Genomic DNA, 19,708 nt, shown 5'->3' with positions numbered 1-19,708 from the left:
TAGCACTTCGCAATTCTGAAAATCCTGTAAATATTTCAAATGCATCCTAACAAGACTGAATAAGCTGGAGTTGATCCAGATCAGGGTTTTTCGGCTGTTGTCTGCTAGGCAGGGACTACAAATTATGCTGCATTGCAATATGTGCTCGTGAATTGTGATGCTAATCTTTTAAGAATGGCAAAGTCGTATCGGGAATGCGGGTTCAAATCGGCGAATTGGCTGGCAAGTGGTGGAGGGTGGATGCAGGTTCTTGAATGCATAAAGGCACTTAAGGCGCTGGCCAGGTGGGGGCTGCTCATGGTCATCGCGGCTGGCCTGGCGGCGTGCGCAGGCTCGAAACAGGTTGGCGCACCAAAGAAGAAAGTACCTGCTGCCACCGTACGAGTACCGGCTGGCGGTGGCCAGGAAGTGGTCATGCATGCGCTGGGTCTGATCGATGTGGGGTATACCTTTGGCGGCAGTAATCCCGAGGCCGGGCTGGATTGCAGTGGTCTGGTGCGTTTTGTCTATCAGCAGGCGCTGGGGCTGGCCCTGCCGCACAATGCCGCCCAGATGGCAACGCTGGCGCGGTTTGTAAACAAGGGAGAATTGCAGCCCGGCGATCTGGTTTTTTTCAATACGCTTGGCCGTCCGCGTTCACATGTCGGCATCTATATCGGCAACGACCAGTTCATTCATGCGCCCAATTCCCGTGGCAAAGTCAGGATCGAGTCGCTCTCGCACCCGTATTACCTGAGCCGATTTGAAGGCGGGGGCAGTTTTCTCAACTGAGGTCGAGCGGCTGAGTTTGCGACAGAGGCGGCATTCCGGGGAAGACCGGTGAGAATACCTGCCGGTCTGTGGCGACGGAGAATGGGGGTCAGGCGAGGTCGCGTTTGCGGCTGGCCCCACCGCCGGTGCTGAGCCGGCCATCGGCAGAGTAGCCACCGGCGTCGAGCTCATGTTGCTGGACGAACTGGCGCAGAAAGCTCTGCTCGATATCCATGCGTGTATTGATCAGTTGCCCATTGCTGCGATTCAGCAATTCGGCCTTGCGCGCGAGTTCAAGCAGTTCGTCCCAGGCGGGAAGCAGATCGGGTTGATAAGTGTCCAGCCAGCTGCGGATCGGCTCGGCCTGATCGGTGACGCCGGCGGCGCTCAGTGCCTGCCGACGCTGCTGGCTGAGCTGCTCAAGGGTGCGGATTTGCCGGGTTTTTTCTTCCAGCAGAACACTGAGCTTGTCCAGCTGGCGCTCGGCCAGCAGTTGCTGCTCTTCCTGCAGGGTTTGGTATAGCGCAGCAAGCTGTTGCTGTTCGGCGCGGATGGCTGCGGCAATGTCGGACAAGGCTTTCTCTTCGGGAAGGCGATCAGCGGCCGAGCAATTCGCGCACGCTGGACAGCAGGCCATTGGCAATTGCTTCGGGGCGTACCTGGAAGCGCCCTTCACTGATAGCCTGACGAATGGCAGCTACCTTGTCGGCATCAAAGGCTGCTTCGGTACTGGCAGTGGCCGTGGCGCTGGTCGACAGGCTGACATTGTCCTGTGGCGCCGCTGCCTTGTCCGCCTTGCCGGCATTGGCGGGCTTGGGCTCCGCGCTGCGCAGCTGCGGCCCGCTGATAGGCTTGCCCTGGTTGTCGATTTTCATGGCCTGCTCCGGTATGGGCGCTGCGGGCATAAGGCTGGCAGCGCATCAATGCATTCGTTTACTGCTTGTTATATCGGCACAATTTCCCATTAGTTTAGCGGCAAGTGCGCATTGCCTCCAGTACCGCCTGCAGTATTAGTCTTCCCTGTTGGGCGACCATTTGCATCCGCATGTCGCGCATTCGCAGCTGTAGTCGATATGGTGATCGGGTAGCTGATTGTCGCGGATGGCTTGTCCGGTGGCCCCGCAATCCGGGCAGGGCGGCGGACTGCTGTGCTGGCTGGATTGCGGGCGCTGTTGCAGGGCATGGGCGGTGGCAACCGTGTATTTGTTTTCCATATACATTAATCCCTATATCGATAAGACCAATGTCTTGAATGGGTTGGCTGCATATACCCCTGAAATCAGGCGTCGGAGGCTGGTTGCAGCTGCTTGGTCTGCTGGGTTGCCTGTTTGAACAGGGCGGCGTATTCGGTTTCGCTGAAGCCGACGGTCAGGGTTCCGTCATGCTCCAGGACCGGACGTTTGATCAGTGAGGGATTGGCCAGCAGCACGGCAAGTGCGGAGTCGGCATCGTTCACCGCCCCGCGTGTGGCTTCGTCGAGCTTGCGCCAGGTCGTACCCTGCCGGTTGACCAGCTGCTCCCAGCCGCCGCGATGGATCCAGTCGGCAAGCAGGGGTGCGCTGATGCCCTGTTTCTTGTAGTCATGCCAGGCATGGGGAATGCCGGCGGCATCCAGCCAGCGTCTGGCTTTCTTGATGGTGTCACAATTGGCAATGCCGTAGAGCGTGGTCGTCATGATGTGATCAGTGCAGTTCCATATTGAAGCTGATTTCCGGCTCGGCCTCGGTCTTGCTGGCTTCGGCGCCGGGCTTGCCGTTACTGGCCACCCGTTCCTGTTCTTCCACCGTTTGGGAGTTGTTGACCATCCAGGACAGATTGGTGGCCGAGTCGGCATTGCGCAGGGCTTCGTCCAGATCGACTTCGCCCGAACGATAGAGCCGGTAGAGTGCCTGTTCGAAGGTTTGCGCGCCCTCGGACAGCGATTGCTCCATGGCATCCTTGATGTCCGCCAGGTCGCCATTGCGGATGAGTTCGGCGATGCGGTTGGTGTTGAGCATGACTTCGACGGCCGGCACCAGCATGCCCTGCTTGTTGCGTACCAGCCGCTGCGAAATGATGGCTTTCAGCGAGGTGGACAAGTCGTACAGCAGTGCCTCGCGTGCTTCCTGCGGGAAGAAGTTAACGATGCGGGAGAGCGAGTGGTAGCTGTTGTTGGCGTGCAGCGTGGAAATGCACAGGTGGCCGGCCTGGGCATACTGCATGGCGTACAGCATGGTTTCGCGGTCGCGCACTTCACCCATCATCAGCACATTCGGCGCTTCCCGCATGGCGTTTTTCAGCGCTTCCGAATAGCTCAGCGTATCGATGCCGACCTCGCGCTGGTTGAAGATCGATTTCTTGTGCGGATGCAGGAATTCCACCGGATCTTCGATCGTCAGGATGTGGCCGGCGTGGTTTTCATTGCGGTAATTGAGCATGGCCGCCACGGTTGAAGATTTGCCCGAACCCGTGGCGCCAACCAGCAGGATGATGCCGCGCTTTTCCATGACCAGCTCTTTCAGCACCGGTGGCATGCGCAGCTCCTCGATCGATGGCGCATTGATCCTGATATAGCGCACGACCATGGCGACATTGCCGCGCGCCTTGAAGATGTTGACGCGGAAGCTGCCCACGCCGGAAATCGGCAGGGCAAAGTTCATCTCCAGTTCGCGTTCGAAGCGGGCAATCTGCTCTTCGTTCATCAATTGATAGGCCAGCTGCTTGACGTGCTCCGGCGCCAGGATCTGGTTGTTGACCGGGTGGCATACCCCCTGGATCTTGATCACGATGGGGGAGTGGGCCGACAGGAAGAGGTCGGACGCGCTGCGTTCGGCCATCAGTTTGAAAAAGGGCAAGAGATTCATGGTTGATCCAGCCTTGGCTGCAAGATGTGACGGTGGAGGCTTTGCTGGCAAACAGCGACGATTGGGTTTGGTTGATGGTTTGTTCGCGTGCCCGCTGGTGCGATTTTTCACCGAATCCATGGTGTTGCGTGCGGCGCATGAGGCCGAATCCCGGCGCAGCCACGACGCAGACTCGCTGCAAGCAGCGCCCAGCCGGATCTGCCTGTCGAAAAGCCGTCTTGGCTCTTTGATTCAGCCTGATGGCGGTATGGCAAGGTCCTTGCACGGCATTGATTCCATGCGCCGGGCTTCGCACCTTGTTGCAGGCCAAAAACAGCACAAACGGGCAGTGCAAACAAAACATCAATCATCAGCTAAGGGATTCTACCTAGATTGCCTCGGGGTTGCCGGTTCGCGGCGCGGCATTGTTGCGTCATTGGCTGTGTGTCGCGCCGTTGGCCTGACTGGAGCCTAGGCGCTGTGCCAGGCTGGCGTCGGGCCGGACTTGCCGGGTGGCTGCTGGGCGGCAGGGGCTGTTCCCATGCCCGGGCTAATCTGTTAGCATTGTGGAAAAGCTGTGGCGGCTGTCATGTTCGCCCGGCTGTCCTTTGAATGAATGGGCGCAGTGTTTGCAGCCCATTTTTTGTTTGTGGTGCTGGAAACGGAATATGGCAGTCAGTCTGCAAAGTTTGGTCGATGCCACCTTGCCCGGCCTGGGGTACGAACTGGTTGATCTGGAAATCGGCGCGGGCGGCATGGTACGGCTCTTTATCGACAAGCAGCCCGACGGGGTGACGATTGATGACTGCGTCAAGGTCAGCAATCACCTGACGCGCTTGTTCATGGTCGAGGAAGTGGCTTACGAGCGCCTTGAGGTGTCGTCGCCGGGGCTGGATCGCCCCCTGAAAAAGCCGGCGGATTTCGAGCGTTTTGCCGGTGAGATGGTCAAGGTCAAGCTGCGTGTGCCGCTGGCTGATCGCCGTCGCACCCTGGTGGGACGACTGGTGGGGCTGCAGGACGACCATGTCGTTGTGCAGGTGAATGACGAGGAATTGCGCCTGGCGCAGTCCCAGATTGATCGTGTGCGGCTTGAGCCGCAATTCTGACAGTGGCCCGGCACGCAAGCGCCGTACCGGAAGGAATGTTGCAAATGAATCGTGAAATTCTCGTGCTGGTTGATGCGCTGGCGCATGAAAAAAATGTAGACCGCGATGTGGTGTTCGGCGCGCTGGAGCTGGCACTGGCTTCCGCTACCAAGAAGCGGATTGGCGACGACGAGGCCGAAGTGCGCGTGGCAATTGACCGTCACAGTGGCGAGTACAGCTCGTTCCGTGTCTGGCACGTGGTGGAAGACAACGATCACGAGGAACCCTCGCGCCAGATCGCCATTACCGATGTACCGGATTACGACGCCAGCCTCAAGGTCGGCGACGTCTGGGAAGTGCCGCTGGAGCCCATCGATTTCGGCCGCATTGGCGCGCAAACCGCCAAGCAGGTCATCCTGCAGAAAATCCGCGATGCCGAACGCGAGCAAAACCTGAATGACTTCCTGCAGCGTCGCGAGCACATCGTGTCCGGCGTCATCAAGCGCATCGAGCGTGGCAACGCCATCATCGAAATCGGCAAGCTGGAAGCCGTCCTGCCGCGCGACCAGATGATCCCCAAGGAAAATCTGCGCGTGGGTGATCGCGTCAGAGCCTTCCTGCTGCGCATCGACCGTCTTGGTCGTGGCCCGATGCTGGTGCTGTCGCGCACCGCTGGCGAATTCATGGCCAAGCTGTTTGAAATGGAAGTGCCGGAAATCGAAAACGGTTTCATCGAACTGAAGGGCGTGGCCCGCGATGCCGGCATGCGCGCCAAGATCGCGGTGAAATCCAACGATCCGCGCGTTGATCCGCAAGGCACCTGCATCGGTGTGCGCGGCACCCGCGTGAACGCCGTGACCAACGAGCTGGCCGGCGAGCGCGTCGACATCGTGCTGTGGTCGCCGGATCCGGCGCAATTCGTGATCGGCGCGCTGTCGCCGGCCGAAGTCAGCTCCATCATCGTGGATGAAGACAACCACAGCATGGACGTGGTCGTTGACGAATCCAATCTGGCGATGGCCATCGGCCGTGGTGGCCAGAACGTGAAGCTCGCTTCCGAGCTGACCGGCTGGAAGCTCAACATCATGACCGTCGAGCAGGCCGAGCAGAAGCACGAAGAAGAATTCAGCAAGATCCGCGAATTGTTCATCGCGCAGCTCGACATCGGCGAGGACGTGGCGGACGTGCTGGTCCAGGAAGGCTTCACCACCCTGGAAGAAGTGGCCTATGTGCCGCTCAATGAAATGCTGGAAATCGAAGCCTTTGACGAAGACACCGTCAACGAGCTGCGCGCCCGGGCTCGCGATGCCTTGCTCACGCAAGCCATCGTTCGTGAAGAAAAGCTCGAGCACCAGGCAGAAGATCTCAAAACCCTGGAGGGTATTACTCCAGAGCTTCTCGCCACATTGGCCGAGAACGATATACATACCCGCGATGATCTGGCCGAGCTCGCGGTGGACGAATTGACCGAAATGACGGGTATCGACGAGGACTCGGCCAAACAACTCATCATGAAAGCGCGGGAGCACTGGTTCGCTGATGCGCAGGAGGAAAACGCATGAGTGAACTGAAAGTCAGTCAATTTGCTGCCGAATTACGCATGCCGCCGCAGGAGTTGCTTGAGCAGCTCCGTGCAGCGGGAGTCAACAAGAACAATGAAGCCGATCTGCTGACCGCAGCCGACAAGGCGCGCCTGCTTGATTACCTGAAGCAGAAGCACGGCGGCGCCAAGGCGCCGATCACGCTGGCCCGCAAGGAAACCAGCGAAATCCGCAAGACCGACGCCACCGGCAAGGCCAAGACCATTACCGTGGAAACGCGCAAGAAGCGCGTGGTGGTGGCTCCCGAGTCCTTGAGTGCCAGTGCTCCGCCCGAAGTGCGGATGCCACCGGTCCTGGACGCCAGCGAACAGGCCGCGCGCGAAGAGCAGGCCCGTCGCCAGGCTGAATTGCGTGAGCGCCAGGCTGCCGAAATGCGTGCCAAACAACAGCGCAATGAACCCCAGGTGGCGGTTGCCGAAACGGCTGCAGAGTCCGCCGTTGCTGCCGCCGAGCCAGCGCCGGTTGCCGCGCCGGTCGAGGCCGCGCCCGTGGTCAGCGAAGCCGCTGCGCCGCGCCATGCGCCGCGTGTCGAGCCGCGCAGCGAGCGCCCGGCCGCCGAGCGCAAGCCGGAAGCCCGTACTGACAGTCGCCCGGCCGACAACCGTCCGCGTGTCGGTCAGCGTGTCGAGCTGCGCAAGCCCAGCGACAAGCCCATGCGCGCGCCGGAGCCGGTCAAGCCGGCCGCTCCCGCACCGGCGGCGGCCAAGCCTGCCGACCGCAAGGACAAGAAGGACGGCAAGAGCAGCTGGGAAGAAGGTCGCGGCAAGAAGGGCATCAAGACGCGCGGTGGCGATACCGGCAATGACTGGAAAACCGGCAAGAAGGGTGGCAAGCGCCAGCAGCAGAATGACAACAATGCGCACGGCTTCCAGGCACCTACCGAACCGCAGGTGAAGGAAATCAGCATTCCGGAAACCATCTCGGTCGCCGATCTGGCGCACAAGATGGCCGTCAAGGGTGTGGAAGTTGTTCGCGCCCTGATGAAGATGGGCATGATGGTGACCATCAACCAGGTGCTGGACCAGGAAACCGCGATGATCGTCGTGGAAGAAATGGGCCATGCGCCGATTGCCGCCAAGCTCGACGATCCGGAAACCTATCTGGGCGACGATGCCGCTGGCGAGCACGAAGCCATTTCGCGCGCTCCGGTTGTGACCGTCATGGGTCACGTCGACCACGGCAAGACCTCGCTGCTTGATCACATCCGTCGCGCCAAGGTGGCGGCCGGTGAAGCGGGTGGCATTACCCAGCACATCGGTGCCTATCACGTCGAAACCGACAAGGGCATGATCACCTTCCTCGACACCCCGGGTCACGAGGCGTTTACCGCCATGCGTGCCCGTGGCGCCAAGCTGACCGACATCGTGGTGCTGGTGGTTGCTGCCGATGACGGCGTGATGCCGCAGACGATTGAAGCGATCCACCATGCCAAGGCGGCGGGCGTGCCCATCGTTGTGGCCGTGAACAAGATCGACAAGCCGGAAGCCAATACCGAGCGCATCCGCCAGGAACTGGTCAGCCACGAAGTGGTGCCGGAAGACTGGGGCGGCGATACCCAGTTCGTGCACGTGTCCGCCAAGAAGGGCCTGGGCATCGACGAACTGCTCGACGCCATCCTGCTGCAGGCTGAAGTGCTGGAACTGAAGGCGCCGGTCGATGTGCCCGCCAAGGGCATCATCATCGAAGCCCGTCTGGACAAGGGTCGTGGCCCGGTCGCCTCTTTCCTGGTGCAGAGCGGTACGCTGAAGAAGGGCGACATGCTGCTGGCTGGTCAGGTCTATGGCCGCATTCGCGCCATGCTGGATGAAAATGGCAAGCCGATCGACGAAGCCGGCCCGGCCATTCCGGTCGAGATTCTCGGTCTGTCCGATGTACCGGCCGCCGGCGAAGACGCCATGGTGCTGGCCGACGAGAAGAAGGCGCGCGAAATCGCTCTGTTCCGTCAGGGCAAGTTCCGCGACGTCAAGCTGGCGCGCCAGCAGGCTGCGAAACTGGAAAACATGCTTGCCCAGATGACCGAGGGCGAGGTGCAGAACCTGCCGGTCATCATCAAGGCCGACGTGCAGGGTTCCAGCGAAGCGCTGGCCGGCAGCCTGCAGAAGCTGTCGACCGACGAAGTGCGTGTGCAGATCCTGCACAACGCCGTTGGCGCCATCAGCGAATCCGACGTCAACCTGGCGCTGGCTTCCAAGGCGGTGGTCATCGGCTTCAATGTGCGCGCCGATGCGGCCGCCCGCAAGCTGGCCGAGGCCGATGGCGTGGACATCCGCTACTACAACATCATCTACGACGCCGTGGATGACGTGAAGGCCGCACTGTCGGGCATGCTGGCGCCGGAAAAGCGCGAGCAGATCATCGGCATGGTGGAAATCCGCCAGGTCTTCACTGTCTCCAAGGTCGGCTCGATTGCCGGTTGTCTGGTGCACGAAGGCGTGGTCAAGCGCGGCGCCGGCGTACGCCTGCTGCGCAACAACGTGGTGGTGCACCAGGGCGAGCTGGAAAGCCTCAAGCGCTTCAAGGACGACGCCAAGGAAGTCAAGGCCGGTTTCGAGTGTGGTCTGCAGCTGAAGAACTACAACGACATCGTCGAAGGCGACATGCTGGAAGTCTTCGAAATCGTCGAAGTGGCCCGTACCCTGTAAGGTGTGAGGAGAGAGGTGTGAGGTGTAAAGCCTCTCTCCGGATTTTCCGGCGCAGTGCAAGCTGCGCCTTTTTCATTTTGCGGTGACGGTGCGCCTCACTCCTCACCCCTTACTCCGCACGCACAATCATGCCCAAAAAATCCTTTTCCCGTTCCGACCGCGTGGCGCAGCAGATTCAGCGCGACGTGGCCGAGCTGATTCGCGGCGAGCTGGACCACCCCAAGGCCAGCCTGATCACGGTGACCGATGTCGAGGTTACCCGCGATTATTCGCACGCCAAGATTTTCTACACCTTCCTCGGCGATGCCGAGGCGCAGGCCGACATCGCCGCCAAGCTGGAGCAGGCCAAGGGTTTCCTGCGTTCCGAGCTGGCCCGGGGCTTCACGTTGTTCAAGATGCCCGAACTGCATTTTGTCTACGACCATTCGGTCGAGCGCGGCATGCAGCTGGAAAGCCTGATCAACCAGGCGGCCAGCCTGCCCAAGGCGCCCGACGAAGAATAAGTTGCCTGCCTGCCGCGCAGGCGGGGCTGGGACGCAAGCATTTTCCCTGGCAGGCCCGGCGCTGCCGGCATTGCTGTTTTTTATGCTGATCCTTATGGGTATTGGTCTGTAGCCTTTTTCTGCAAAGGGCTGCAGGGTTATACGGTTGGTTGTATATGGCAAAACGTAAAATCGACGGTGTATTGCTGCTGGACAAGGGGCATGGCTGGTCGAGCAATCAGGCGCTGCAAAAGGCGCGCTGGTTGCTGCAGGCGGAAAAGGGCGGCCATACCGGCGTGCTGGACCCGTTCGCCACCGGCCTCTTGCCATTGTGTTTCGGCGAAGCGACCAAGTTTGCCCAGCGCATGCTGGATGCCGACAAGGGCTATCGTGCCACGCTGTGCCTGGGCAAATGTTCGACGACGCTCGATGGCGAGGGCGAAATCAGCGAAACCGGCGTCGCGCCGAGCGAGCGCGCCGCGATCGAGCGTGTGCTGGCATCCTTCCTTGGGGTGATCAGCCAGGTGCCGCCCATGCATTCGGCGCTCAAGCGCGATGGCAAGGCGCTGTATGAATACGCGCGCGCAGGCATCGAAATCGAGCGCCAGCCACGCCAGATCACCATTTACAGCATCGAACTGGTCAGTTATGCCGCCCCGGAGCTGGTGATCGATGTGCGCTGTTCCAAGGGCACCTACATTCGCGTGCTGGCCGACGACATCGGCCGGGCGCTGGGTTGCGGCGCCTATCTGACCGGCTTGCGCCGCACGCAGACCGCCGGCTTCACGCTGGCGGGCACGGTGGACATCGCCGCCTTCGAGGCGCTGGAGATGGCGGAGCGCGAAGCCCTGCTGCTGCCGCCCGACGTGCTGCTGGCCGATCTGCCCGAATTGCTGCTCGACGACAGCCAGTTCGACGCCATCCGCCATGGTCAGCGCCCCGCGCTGGCCGCGTGTCCGGTTGGCGAATATCGCCTTTACGTCACCGGTGAAAAGCCGGATAATCGCCGGTTCATTGGTTTGGGCGAAGTGGTGGCGGGCAAGCAAGCCTGCGAACTGCGGTCCAAACGTCTGCTGGCCGATCTGCATCATTCCGATGCCTGACGGCGAGCGAGAAGCCAAGGCTGGTTGCGACTGGCCCTGGCTCGTCTGGCCGGGAAACCGGCCCATTTGGAGAAAGTAATGACTGTAACTGTTGCAAGCAAGGCTGAAGTAGTTAAGCAATTCCAGCGCGCCGCTGGCGATACCGGCTCCACCGAAGTACAAGTGGCCCTGCTGACCGCCCGCATCAACGACCTGACCCCCCACTTCAAGGAACACAAGAAGGATCACCACTCCCGTCGTGGTCTGCTGAAGATGGTTTCGCGTCGTCGTCGCCTGCTGGACTACCTCAAGCGCACCAATCTGGAAGGCTATCGCGAGCTGATCGCGAAGCTGGGTCTGCGCAAGTAAGCGCATCCCCCGAAAGTCGCAGTCTCAGGACTGCGACTTTTTTGTTTTCCGGGTGTCGAAAGCCCGGGATGCCGTGGAGATCCGCTCCGGACTCGACGGCCCCGGGCTTGCTGCCCAAACCCTCGCCTGGTCTAACAGCGGATCCGGCGGTCAGTGCGAGGGAGGTTGTGCCGGAACCGGCGGCAGTGAAAACCGGGCTCAGCCCGCTTTTCGGGTCCTGCTGACAATCGCCTGCAGATTATTGCAAATGCGCCGTGCCATGACCCGGTACGAAAAATGTGAAAAGGAAAACATCAGTGTTCAACAAGATCGTCAAAACCTTCCAGTACGGCCAGCATACCGTCACGCTTGAAACCGGCGAAATCGCCCGTCAGGCCAGCGGCGCCGTGCTGGTCAGCATGGATGACACCGTTGTACTGGTTACCGTGGTAGCCGCACGCGACGTCAAGCCGGGTCAGGATTTCTTCCCGCTGACCGTCGATTATTTCGAACGCACCTACGCCGCCGGCAAGATCCCGGGCGGCTTCTTCAAGCGCGAAGGCAAGCCGAGCGAAAAGGAAGTGCTGACTTCCCGCCTGATCGATCGCCCGATCCGTCCGCTGTTCCCCGAAGGTTTCTACAACGATATCCAGATCATCGCGACTACCGTGTCCGTTGACCAGAATATCGATTCCGACATCGCCGCCATGCTGGGCGCCTCTGCCGCGCTGGCGATTTCCGGCGTACCGTTCCAGGGCCCGATCGGCGCTGCGCGCGTCGGTTATGTCGACGGCCAGTACATCCTGTGCCCGACCAACGAGCAACTGGCAAGCTCACAGATGAATCTGGTGGTCGCCGGTACCGAGCAGGCCGTGCTGATGGTTGAATCCGAAGCCAACGAGCTGTCGGAAGAAGTGATGCTGGGCGCCGTGGTGTTCGGTCACGAGCAGATGCAGACCGCCATCAAGGCGATCAACGAGCTGGCCGACGAAGTCAACCCGGAGCTGATGGACTGGGAAGAGCCGCAAGTCAATGTCGAGCTCACTGAAAAGATTCGCGGCATTGCCGGCGAAGGCCTGAAGCAGGCATTCAAGCTGCGCCAGAAGCAGCTGCGCACCCAGAAGATCAACGAAACCTGGGCGCTGGTGAAGGCCGAGCTGATCACGGAAGAAACCGGCACGCTGGAAGCCAACGAGATCAAGTCGATCTTCAAGGGCCTGGAAGCCGAAATCGTGCGTGGCCAGATCCTGAATGGCGAGCCGCGCATCGACGGCCGCGACACCCGCACCGTGCGTCCGATCTCGATCCGCACCGGCGTGCTGCCGCGCACTCACGGCTCCGCACTGTTCACCCGTGGCGAAACCCAGGCGCTGGTTGTGGCGACGCTGGGCACCAAGATGGACGAGCAGAAGATCGACGCCATCCACGGCGAATACACCGACCGCTTCATGCTGCACTACAACTTCCCGCCGTACTCCACCGGTGAAACCGGTCGCGTCGGCGTGCCGAAGCGTCGTGAAATCGGTCACGGCCGTCTGGCCAAGCGCGCACTGATCGCCATGCTGCCGAGCAATGACGAGTTCGCGTATTCCATGCGCGTTGTTTCCGAAATCACCGAATCCAACGGCTCCTCGTCGATGGCGTCCGTGTGCGGCGGTTCGCTGGCGCTGATGGATGCGGGCGTACCGCTGAAGAAGCACGTGGCGGGTATCGCCATGGGCCTGATCAAGGATGGCAACCGCTTTGCCGTGCTGTCCGATATCCTGGGTGATGAAGACCACCTGGGCGACATGGACTTCAAGGTGGCCGGCACCGACGGCGGCATCACCGCGCTGCAGATGGACATCAAGATCAACGGCATCACCAAGGAAATCATGAAGGTGGCGCTGGAGCAGGCCAAGGAAGGCCGCCTGCACATCCTGGGCATCATGCAGGGGGCACTGGAAGGCGCGCGTGAAGAAGTCAGCACGCACGCTCCGCGTCTCTATACCATGAAGATCAACCCGGACAAGATCCGTGACGTGATCGGCAAGGGTGGCTCGGTGATCCGCGCGCTGACCGAAGAAACCGGCACGCAGATCGACATCCAGGAAGACGGCACCATCACCATCGCCTCGGTTTCGAGCGAAGGCGCCGACGAAGCCAAGCGCCGCATCGAGCAGATTACCGCCGAAGTGGAAATCGGCCGCGTCTACGAAGGTCCGGTCGTGAAGATCCTCGACAACAACGTCGGCGCGATCGTGTCCATCATGCCGGGCAAGGATGGCCTGGTGCACATCAGCCAGATCGCCAACGAGCGCATCAAGAATGTGTCCGATCACCTGAAGGAAGGCCAGATCGTGCGCGTGAAGGTGCTCGAGCAGGACGAGAAGGGTCGTATCCGCCTGTCGATCAAGGCACTGCTGGAAGCGGAAGCCCAGCCGGTGGCGCAAAGCGAAGAATAATCGCCTTGCAAACCCAAACAAAACGCCCTGCATTGCAGGGCGTTTTGTTTGGCATCACTCTTCCTGATTATGCCTCGCCTTCAGAAACCCTTTTTTCGTCATGCCCGCGAAGGCGGGCATCCAGAGCAAAGCTTGATTTCACACCGTCATCCGGATTCCCGCGTACGCGGGAATGACGATGCTGCAGCAGAGACATAATCAGCTCACTCTTTTAGGTATATGCCTGCAGCCTTTTCATATGAAGGCTTTCAGGCGCATACCCTATGGATTGCATCTGCACATGGCCGCCGTGTTCAGCGCCTTGCCAGGCAGTTCTGATAGCGCCAGTCCACCCGCTTGGCAAACCATTCCGTAGTCAGCTTGCGGGTGATTTTCGGGCTTTTCAGATTGATCTGCGGAATCACCGCGCGCGGCAGCGGCTTGCCGGCCTGTTGCTCGGCCAGCGCGAAGACTTTCTGCCAGGTCTGGCTGCTGCCGAAGCCGGCGGTTTTTTCCTGCTGCAAGTCTGCGCGCATCTGGGGGGCGCTCAGGCCCAGGCGCGGCGCCAGGCGCGCCAGCTCGCGGCTGGTGGCGCTGGGCGTGGCCGAGACTTCGCCGCCCTGATAGCGCAGCAGGTCACCGTCGAGATCGTGGCTGGCGCCGGCCAGCAGATTGACCGCCGCCTGGAATGCGGCATTGCGGCTGGCGTAGCGGCCGGCATTGAAGTCGGCAAACCAGTACACCATGTCCCGGCCGTAGGGCGCCGGATATTGCAGCAGGATGGCGATGCCGAAATAGCTGCCGCCACGCCGGGTGAATACTTCATCGCGGATCGTGCCCTTGCGCGCATAAGGGTAAGGCCAGGCCTTGCTGTGTGATTCCGCAAAAGCGACGCTGACCTGCATCGGCCCGCCGGTGCGGATCGGGTTTTTCTGGGCAATCGGCAAGCCCAGCGAGCGGGCCTCGCGCGCCAGATCCTGATAGAGGGCATTCATTTCCCGCTCGGTGCGCAGGCTGTCGATGCGGGCCTTGTAGCTGCGGCCATCCGGCGAGGGCTTGAGCAGCGCCGTCTTGACCGCGACCATCGGCAGCTTCATGCGTTCGGCTTTTTCTTCGATCTCGCGCCAGACGATGCGATCCAGGCCCGGCACCACCGGGTCGCCCTGCCAGCTCGATTCCTGCTCGATGATGGCATTGGCGGCGCAGAAGTATTCGGCCGTGTAGGGGATTTTCAGCGCGGTGAAGGCATCGAAGATGTCGGCATGCCAGCCCGTCTTGTCCTTGATGTCCGCCGGCAGCAGGCGCTGCAGCAGGGCGCGCGCTTCGGCCTCGCCCAGGCTGCCGGCCGGTCGGGCGCTGGGTGCCGGTTTGGGGCTGCTGACAGGCGTGGGGGTGGGCTGTACGGTCGGCGTCGGGCTTGGAATCGACGTTGGTGTGGGGAGTGGCGTGTTGCTTGCCGGTGCCGATGCGTCCGGCGCGACCGGGGCAGGCGGGGTACTGGCACAGGCCGCGAGCAGCAGGGCGGCACAGAGAGGCAGGGAGGTCTTGAGCATACGCTTTGAAATGTGATTGCCGGTGGCAAAAGCCAGACGCTGCATTCTAGTCGGCAGTCGCTACCCGCCTTGTGACCGAATGAACGGTGGGCTCACGCCAATCAGTGCTTGTCAGCCTTGCTGGCAGCCGTTAGATTTAATTGATAAATTCAATTGATGAATGATCAAGCGGAGCACCCCGAAATGAAACGGTTTACCCTGATTCTTGCCCTGCTGCTGGCCGCTGGCGCCCAGGCGCAGATTTACAAATGGACTGACGACAGCGGTCGCGTGCATTACTCGGATCAGCCGCCGCCGGGCAAGGGCGGGCAGGCCAAGGTGGTCGATACCAAGGGTGCTGCCGTTTCCTCGGTGTCATCCGGTGGTGGCAAGGCCTCCGCCAGCGTGGCGGCGTCGAAGCCGGAGGTCATGCCCTCGCCAGTGGCCAGAAAGGATCCGAACGGGCCGGGTTGCGAAGACGCCCGCAAGCGCCTGTCCTTTTTGCAGGGTGCCAAGCTCTACAAGAATGTCAGCAACGACAAGGGCCAGATGGAGTTCATCGACGAAAAGAAAAAGCAGGAAGAAATCCGCACGCAGACTGAATTCCTGGAAAAAAACTGCAAGTGACACAGGCTGATGCCGCAAACAGCAAAAAGCCCGGAATCATTCCGGGCTTTTTGCTGGCCTGCCGCGTTCAGAACGGGAACTTCATGCCCGGCGGCAGCGGCATGCCGGCCGTCAGCGCGGACATGCGTTCCTGGCTGGTGCTTTCCACGCGGCGCAGTGCGTCGTTGAAGGCGGCGGCAATCAGGTCTTCCAGCATGTCCTTGTCGTCGTCGGCCAGCAGGCTGTCATCGATGGCGACGCGCTTGACCACATGACCACACGTCATGCTGATCTTGACCAGGCCTGCGCCGGACTGGCCTTCGACTTCGACCAGCGCCAGTTCGTCCTGGGCCTTCTTCATGTTTTCCTGCATCTTCTGGGCTTGCTGCATCAGCTGCCCGATACCTGCTTTACCAAACATCGCTAAACTCCTTGTCTGTCTTTGCCGGGGTCGCCAAAGGCTTGCCGGCAGGAATTGGAAATCAAAAGCTCAAATCTGCTGACGTTGCGCGGTGATCACTGTACCGACCCGCTGGCGGGCAGGGGGCGGATGGAGTCACTGACAACCGTGCCGCCCAGGTCGCGGACCAGCTGCTGCACGAAGGGGTCATTCTGGATGGCCTCGACCGCTTCATCGAGGCGCGCCTGGCGCTCACGCTGCGCCAGCTGTGCCGGCGTGTCGCCTGTGTCACCGTGAAATTCGACCTGCACGCGTTGCGGGCGGCCAAAATAGTCGCTGATGGCCTCGCGCAGCTTGTCCTGGTAATCGCGGGTGGCGACGGCGCGGTGCTCCTCGGCGACCCGCAGGTAGTAGCAATCCGCATCGAAACGCAGCAGCTCGGCATGCTGGGCCAGCATGCCGGCGGCCCCTAGCCGCAGCTGGGCAATCAGGCCTGGCCAGTTGCCGTCAAAGTGCTCCGGGCGCGGGATTTCTGCGGGGGCAGGGGGCGCCACGGCAGCCGGTTCGGGTTCCGGCTCGGGTGTTTCGCTAACGGCTTGCTGGGTCAGCGCGCCAGCGGGACGGACCGGAATCATGCCGGGGGTGTTGCTGCCGCTGTCAGTCGCGGCAGCCTGCTCGCGGGGGCTGCCGCTTTCTGCCGCCGCCGCAGGGGGGGAGTCCTGCCGGATGGGTTTGCTGCCGCCACCGCCGCCGTTTCCACTGGCGCCAGGCAGCTGCCCGGCTGCCACGGGGGCGAAGGCGAGCATGCGCATCAGCGTCATCGTGAAGCCGGCGTATTCATCCGGGGCCAGCGCCAGGTCGTTGCGGCCATGAATGGCGATCTGGTAATAGAGCTGGGCATCTTCCGGGCTGATGGCCTGGGCGAAGCGCAGGAGGTCGGCGCGGATCGGCAGATCATCGGCCAGTGCACCGGGCATCAGCTGGGCCATGGCAATCTGGTGCAGCAGGTGGGCCAGCTCCTGCAATGCCGCCTCATAGGACAGCCCCCTGCCGGCAATGGCATCGGCACCGGCAATCAGGCGTTCGCCATCCTGAGCCACCAGTGCATCAAGCAACTCGAACAGGTAGCTCTGGTCGACCGCGCCGAGCATGGCGCGCACGCCGGCTTCCTCGACCTGACCGGCGCCATAGGCGATGGCCTGATCGAGCAGCGACAGCGCATCGCGCATCGAGCCGTGCGCGGCGTGGCCCAGGAGGTTCAGCGCGCCGGCTTCATAAGTGATCTGTTCGGTGTCGAGTACGCGGCCGAGGTGGAAAATCACCTGCTGCGGCGTCATGTTGCGCAGGGAAAACTGCAGGCAGCGGCTCAGCACGGTGACCGGCACCTTTTGCGGATCGGTCGTCGCGAGGATGAATTTCACATGGCCGGGCGGCTCTTCCAGCGTCTTGAGCATCGCATTGAAGGCACTCTTCGAGAGCATGTGCACTTCATCGATGATGTAGACCTTGAAGCGGCCGGCGGTCGGCGAATACTGCGCGTTGTCGAGCACTTCGCGGATGTTGTCGATGCCGGTGTTCGACGCCGCATCGATTTCCAGCAGGTCGACAAAGCGGCCCGCGTCGATCTGCGTGCAGGCCGAACACACACCGCAGGGCTCGGGCGTAACGCCGGTTTCGCAGTTGAGTGCCTTGGCCATGATGCGCGCGATCGTCGTCTTGCCGACCCCGCGCGTGCCGGTCAGCAGATAGGCGTGGTGCAGGCGTTCGTTGGCGAACGCATTGGCGAGCGCCTTGATGACGTGTTCCTGCCCGACGAGCTGGGCGAAATTGCGGGGGCGCCATTTGCGCGCGAGTACTTGGTAGGCCATGGCGGCGATTCTAGCAGAAGGGGGCTAAAGGATGGTGGCGGGAAAGCGCCACACGTACAGTCACGGGTCAAGGAATGGCCTTGTATATCATGGCAACGATTTGTTTCAATGCTGTCTTTGCTGGAAAGTTCCAAGTTGCGTCAGGCATATGGATGGGTTTGGCGCTTGAGAAGTAATAACCAGGGAGGAGACATGGAAGGAGTGAGCAGCACGATCACCAAGGCGGGTGCCTACGGTGGGGTCTTGTTGGCCCGGGATGGCTTGATTCTGTTGCGCGAACCGGCCGATCACTTTGGTGGATACGCTTGGACTTTTGCCAAGGGCCGCCCTGAGCCAGGCGACTCGCCGCAAGAAACCGCATTGCGCGAGGTGTACGAAGAAACTGGCTATCACGCGGAAATCATTGGCGTATTGCCAGATGCTTTTCACGGCGATACCGGTAGCACGGCCTTTTTTGTCATGAGGCCGCTCGCTCGTGAACCAGATCAGCCAGGCTGGGAAACCTGGCACTTGTGCTGGGCAAACTTCGAGCATGCGGCCAAGTTGATTCAGCGCAGCAGCAGCAAAAAAGGTCAGCAACGTGATCTGGCAATTCTTCGCGCAGTAAGCAAATGGCTGGATGAACATCTGGCAGTGGTATTGCCTGAGGCCTGTCGTGACCGTTATCACTGCGCACAACCCTGGGATTGGCCCATCCAGGTTATGCCGGAACAGCACTGTTCCCAGGCTCTGGACTTGCCGCTGAGCGAGCAACAGGCCAGGGCCATTCGCAAGGGATTTGTTCCTCAGGCGATGGAAGACAAATGGTTCGCATGGTTTGCCGACAATGTGCTGCACCTGCATCGCAGCTGGTCCGGTTTCTGCATTTACCAGATTCACTTTGCCAACCAGGGCAAGGGTCTGCGCGCCACCCATTTCCTGGCCAACCGCTGTCAGGATCAGTACTCCTGCCAGGATGCCGCGGAAGATCAACAGCAAGTTCTGGCATTGCTGCAGTGGCTGCAGAACGGTGCGGCGCATGCCGGAAACGGATTGCTGGCCGCCTTGCAATCAGCGGCTCAGCCCAATTATCTAGGCAGTCCCGATGTTCTAGCCGGTTTGCTGGGTGATTACATCCTGGAGCGTTTTGCCTGCTGTCAGGATGCGGTCGCGATGCCGAAGCACTATCAGGAAAATGCGCGGCTTGCGCAGATTTTCTCTGGTCAGCATCCGGATTATGTCGCTTTGCCAGCCTGGCACACCCGAGCTGCGTTGGGAGAAACGCTGATGGATTGCATGGGGCTCGATCGGGACTACTGCGCAGGCGAAACGCTCGCATTTCTGGTCAGCGAGGCGCTGGCGGCGCTCGATATTGCCGTTGGGGCCTGGTTTGATCATGCAGCCAGCGCAGCCCAATACGGCGCAGAGCCGGACATCCAAGCAGTCTTGAGCGAAGTGCGCGATTTTGTCGTCAGCGTCTTTCTTGGAACCCGAGCCTTGAGCCATCCCCGGCAACGCCTTGCGGATTTTGCGCCGCCAGCGCGGAAAGCAGGGGGGCAGGTTCTGGACGGTTTTGATCTGTCCCTGCGCGCCAGCGATGACCGCGAGAACTTTTACACCGAAATCGATTGCGACGAGCCTGCCGATGCTGGAGGGCGTAATCCAGAGACCCGAGCGGCACGAGGCGAGCGGGCGGCTGTCTCGCCATCCGGCAGCAATCCATCGTCAACGTTTGAAACGCTGCTGAACGAACTGCAGGCAATTTCAAACGTATCTCGCCAAAGCCCTTTAGATATGTCGCTTCTGGATATAAACCCCGGTGATGTATTGCAGTTCAAGCTGGCGCCGGACATCACCTGTACCGTGCTTGAAAACAACAGGGTCCGGTTTGATGGTGCAACGCTCAGTTTGTCGGCCGCTGCCGTGCGCGCGCTGCAGGCAATCGGTCGTACCGTCACCGCAGCACGCGGCCCGGATTACTGGCTGCATGGCGGCAAGACGCTGACCGCGCTGCGCAAGCGCCAGAACCCGGCTGCCTGACTGCGGATGCAGGGGCTGCCACCTTGCTCCGATTGCCGTAACATGCCC

General features: G+C 61.0%; 18 protein-coding genes. 11 read left to right on the top strand and 7 right to left on the bottom strand.

Features of this window, described 5'->3' with window-relative positions; genetic code table 11:
* Positions 1-174: 174 nt before the first annotated feature.
* A complete protein-coding gene (locus C515_RS0103335; protein WP_245574978.1) occupies positions 175-771 on the top strand; it encodes a C40 family peptidase in 597 nt (198 codons plus the stop codon).
* A gap of 88 nt (positions 772-859) precedes the next feature.
* On the opposite strand, the gene C515_RS19345 is transcribed toward C515_RS0103335, so the two are convergent.
* The 4 genes from C515_RS19345 to C515_RS0103315 form a co-directional block, all read right to left on the bottom strand.
* On the bottom strand, positions 860-1,324 hold the full coding sequence (locus C515_RS19345; RefSeq protein WP_051304584.1) for a flagella synthesis protein FlgN: 465 nt from the start codon (positions 1,322-1,324) through the stop codon (positions 860-862).
* 22 nt (positions 1,325-1,346) lie between these two features.
* Positions 1,347-1,625, bottom strand: coding sequence for a flagellar biosynthesis anti-sigma factor FlgM (gene flgM / locus C515_RS0103325; RefSeq protein WP_028454370.1), 279 nt, complete (start codon positions 1,623-1,625; stop codon positions 1,347-1,349).
* A 404-nt stretch (positions 1,626-2,029) separates the two neighbouring features.
* Positions 2,030-2,425 carry an ArsC family reductase gene (locus C515_RS19340; RefSeq protein ID WP_051304583.1) on the bottom strand — a complete coding sequence of 132 codons (396 nt, stop codon included), beginning with the start codon at positions 2,423-2,425 and terminating at the stop codon, positions 2,030-2,032.
* Positions 2,426-2,432: 7 nt separating this feature from the next.
* Entirely contained in the window at positions 2,433-3,593 is a 1,161-nt protein-coding gene (locus C515_RS0103315) for a PilT/PilU family type 4a pilus ATPase (RefSeq protein WP_028454369.1), read from the bottom strand.
* Here C515_RS0103315 and C515_RS23430 point away from each other — a divergent pair.
* From C515_RS23430 to pnp, 8 genes are all read left to right on the top strand, one after another.
* A complete protein-coding gene (locus C515_RS23430; RefSeq protein ID WP_144290321.1) occupies positions 3,592-4,047 on the top strand; it encodes a hypothetical protein in 456 nt (151 codons plus the stop codon). The genes C515_RS0103315 and C515_RS23430 overlap by 2 nt on opposite strands.
* 193 nt (positions 4,048-4,240) lie before the next feature.
* Complete coding sequence (gene rimP, locus C515_RS0103310; protein ID WP_043647923.1) at positions 4,241-4,678, top strand: ribosome maturation factor RimP; 438 nt, start codon at positions 4,241-4,243, stop codon at positions 4,676-4,678.
* Positions 4,679-4,722: 44 nt separating this feature from the next.
* Positions 4,723-6,219 (top strand): transcription termination factor NusA, encoded by a 1,497-nt coding sequence (nusA, locus tag C515_RS0103305; protein ID WP_028454367.1) that lies wholly within the window; start codon positions 4,723-4,725, stop codon positions 6,217-6,219.
* Complete coding sequence (infB, locus tag C515_RS0103300; protein ID WP_028454366.1) at positions 6,216-8,900, top strand: translation initiation factor IF-2; 2,685 nt, start codon at positions 6,216-6,218, stop codon at positions 8,898-8,900. The genes nusA and infB overlap by 4 nt, the downstream gene beginning before the upstream one ends.
* 128 nt (positions 8,901-9,028) lie before the next feature.
* Positions 9,029-9,403 carry a 30S ribosome-binding factor RbfA gene (rbfA, locus tag C515_RS0103295; RefSeq protein WP_028454365.1) on the top strand — a complete coding sequence of 125 codons (375 nt, stop codon included), beginning with the start codon at positions 9,029-9,031 and terminating at the stop codon, positions 9,401-9,403.
* A 155-nt stretch (positions 9,404-9,558) separates the two neighbouring features.
* Complete coding sequence (truB, locus tag C515_RS0103290; RefSeq protein ID WP_028454364.1) at positions 9,559-10,485, top strand: tRNA pseudouridine(55) synthase TruB; 927 nt, start codon at positions 9,559-9,561, stop codon at positions 10,483-10,485.
* A 78-nt stretch (positions 10,486-10,563) separates the two neighbouring features.
* A complete protein-coding gene (rpsO, locus tag C515_RS0103285; protein ID WP_028454363.1) occupies positions 10,564-10,833 on the top strand; it encodes a 30S ribosomal protein S15 in 270 nt (89 codons plus the stop codon).
* A 296-nt stretch (positions 10,834-11,129) separates the two neighbouring features.
* Entirely contained in the window at positions 11,130-13,256 is a 2,127-nt protein-coding gene (gene pnp / locus C515_RS0103280; protein ID WP_028454362.1) for a polyribonucleotide nucleotidyltransferase, read from the top strand.
* A 293-nt stretch (positions 13,257-13,549) separates the two neighbouring features.
* Here pnp and C515_RS0103275 read toward each other — a convergent pair whose 3' ends face one another.
* On the bottom strand, positions 13,550-14,788 hold the full coding sequence (locus C515_RS0103275; protein ID WP_144290320.1) for a DUF1615 domain-containing protein: 1,239 nt from the start codon (positions 14,786-14,788) through the stop codon (positions 13,550-13,552).
* 183 nt (positions 14,789-14,971) lie between these two features.
* On the opposite strand from C515_RS0103275, the gene C515_RS19335 reads away from it, so the two are divergent.
* A complete protein-coding gene (locus C515_RS19335) occupies positions 14,972-15,394 on the top strand; it encodes a DUF4124 domain-containing protein (protein ID WP_144290319.1) in 423 nt (140 codons plus the stop codon).
* Between the two features lie 67 nt (positions 15,395-15,461).
* On the opposite strand, the gene C515_RS0103265 is transcribed toward C515_RS19335, so the two are convergent.
* On the bottom strand, positions 15,462-15,794 hold the full coding sequence (locus C515_RS0103265; RefSeq protein WP_028454360.1) for a YbaB/EbfC family nucleoid-associated protein: 333 nt from the start codon (positions 15,792-15,794) through the stop codon (positions 15,462-15,464).
* Between the two features lie 95 nt (positions 15,795-15,889).
* Positions 15,890-17,641, bottom strand: a complete 1,752-nt coding sequence (gene dnaX / locus C515_RS0103260) for a DNA polymerase III subunit gamma/tau (protein ID WP_028454359.1) — start codon at positions 17,639-17,641, stop codon at positions 15,890-15,892.
* A gap of 108 nt (positions 17,642-17,749) precedes the next feature.
* On the opposite strand from dnaX, the gene C515_RS22250 reads away from it, so the two are divergent.
* The gene (locus C515_RS22250; protein ID WP_144290318.1) at positions 17,750-19,660 is read left to right on the top strand and encodes an NUDIX hydrolase; all 1,911 of its coding nucleotides are present in this window, start codon (positions 17,750-17,752) and stop codon (positions 19,658-19,660) included.
* Positions 19,661-19,708 lie beyond the last annotated feature (48 nt).

It is taken from the genome of Chitinilyticum litopenaei DSM 21440 (assembly GCF_000428145.1).
GTDB classification, from domain to species: domain Bacteria; phylum Pseudomonadota; class Gammaproteobacteria; order Burkholderiales; family Chitinibacteraceae; genus Chitinilyticum; species Chitinilyticum litopenaei.
This window is presented reverse-complemented; position numbering and strand designations above follow the sequence as displayed.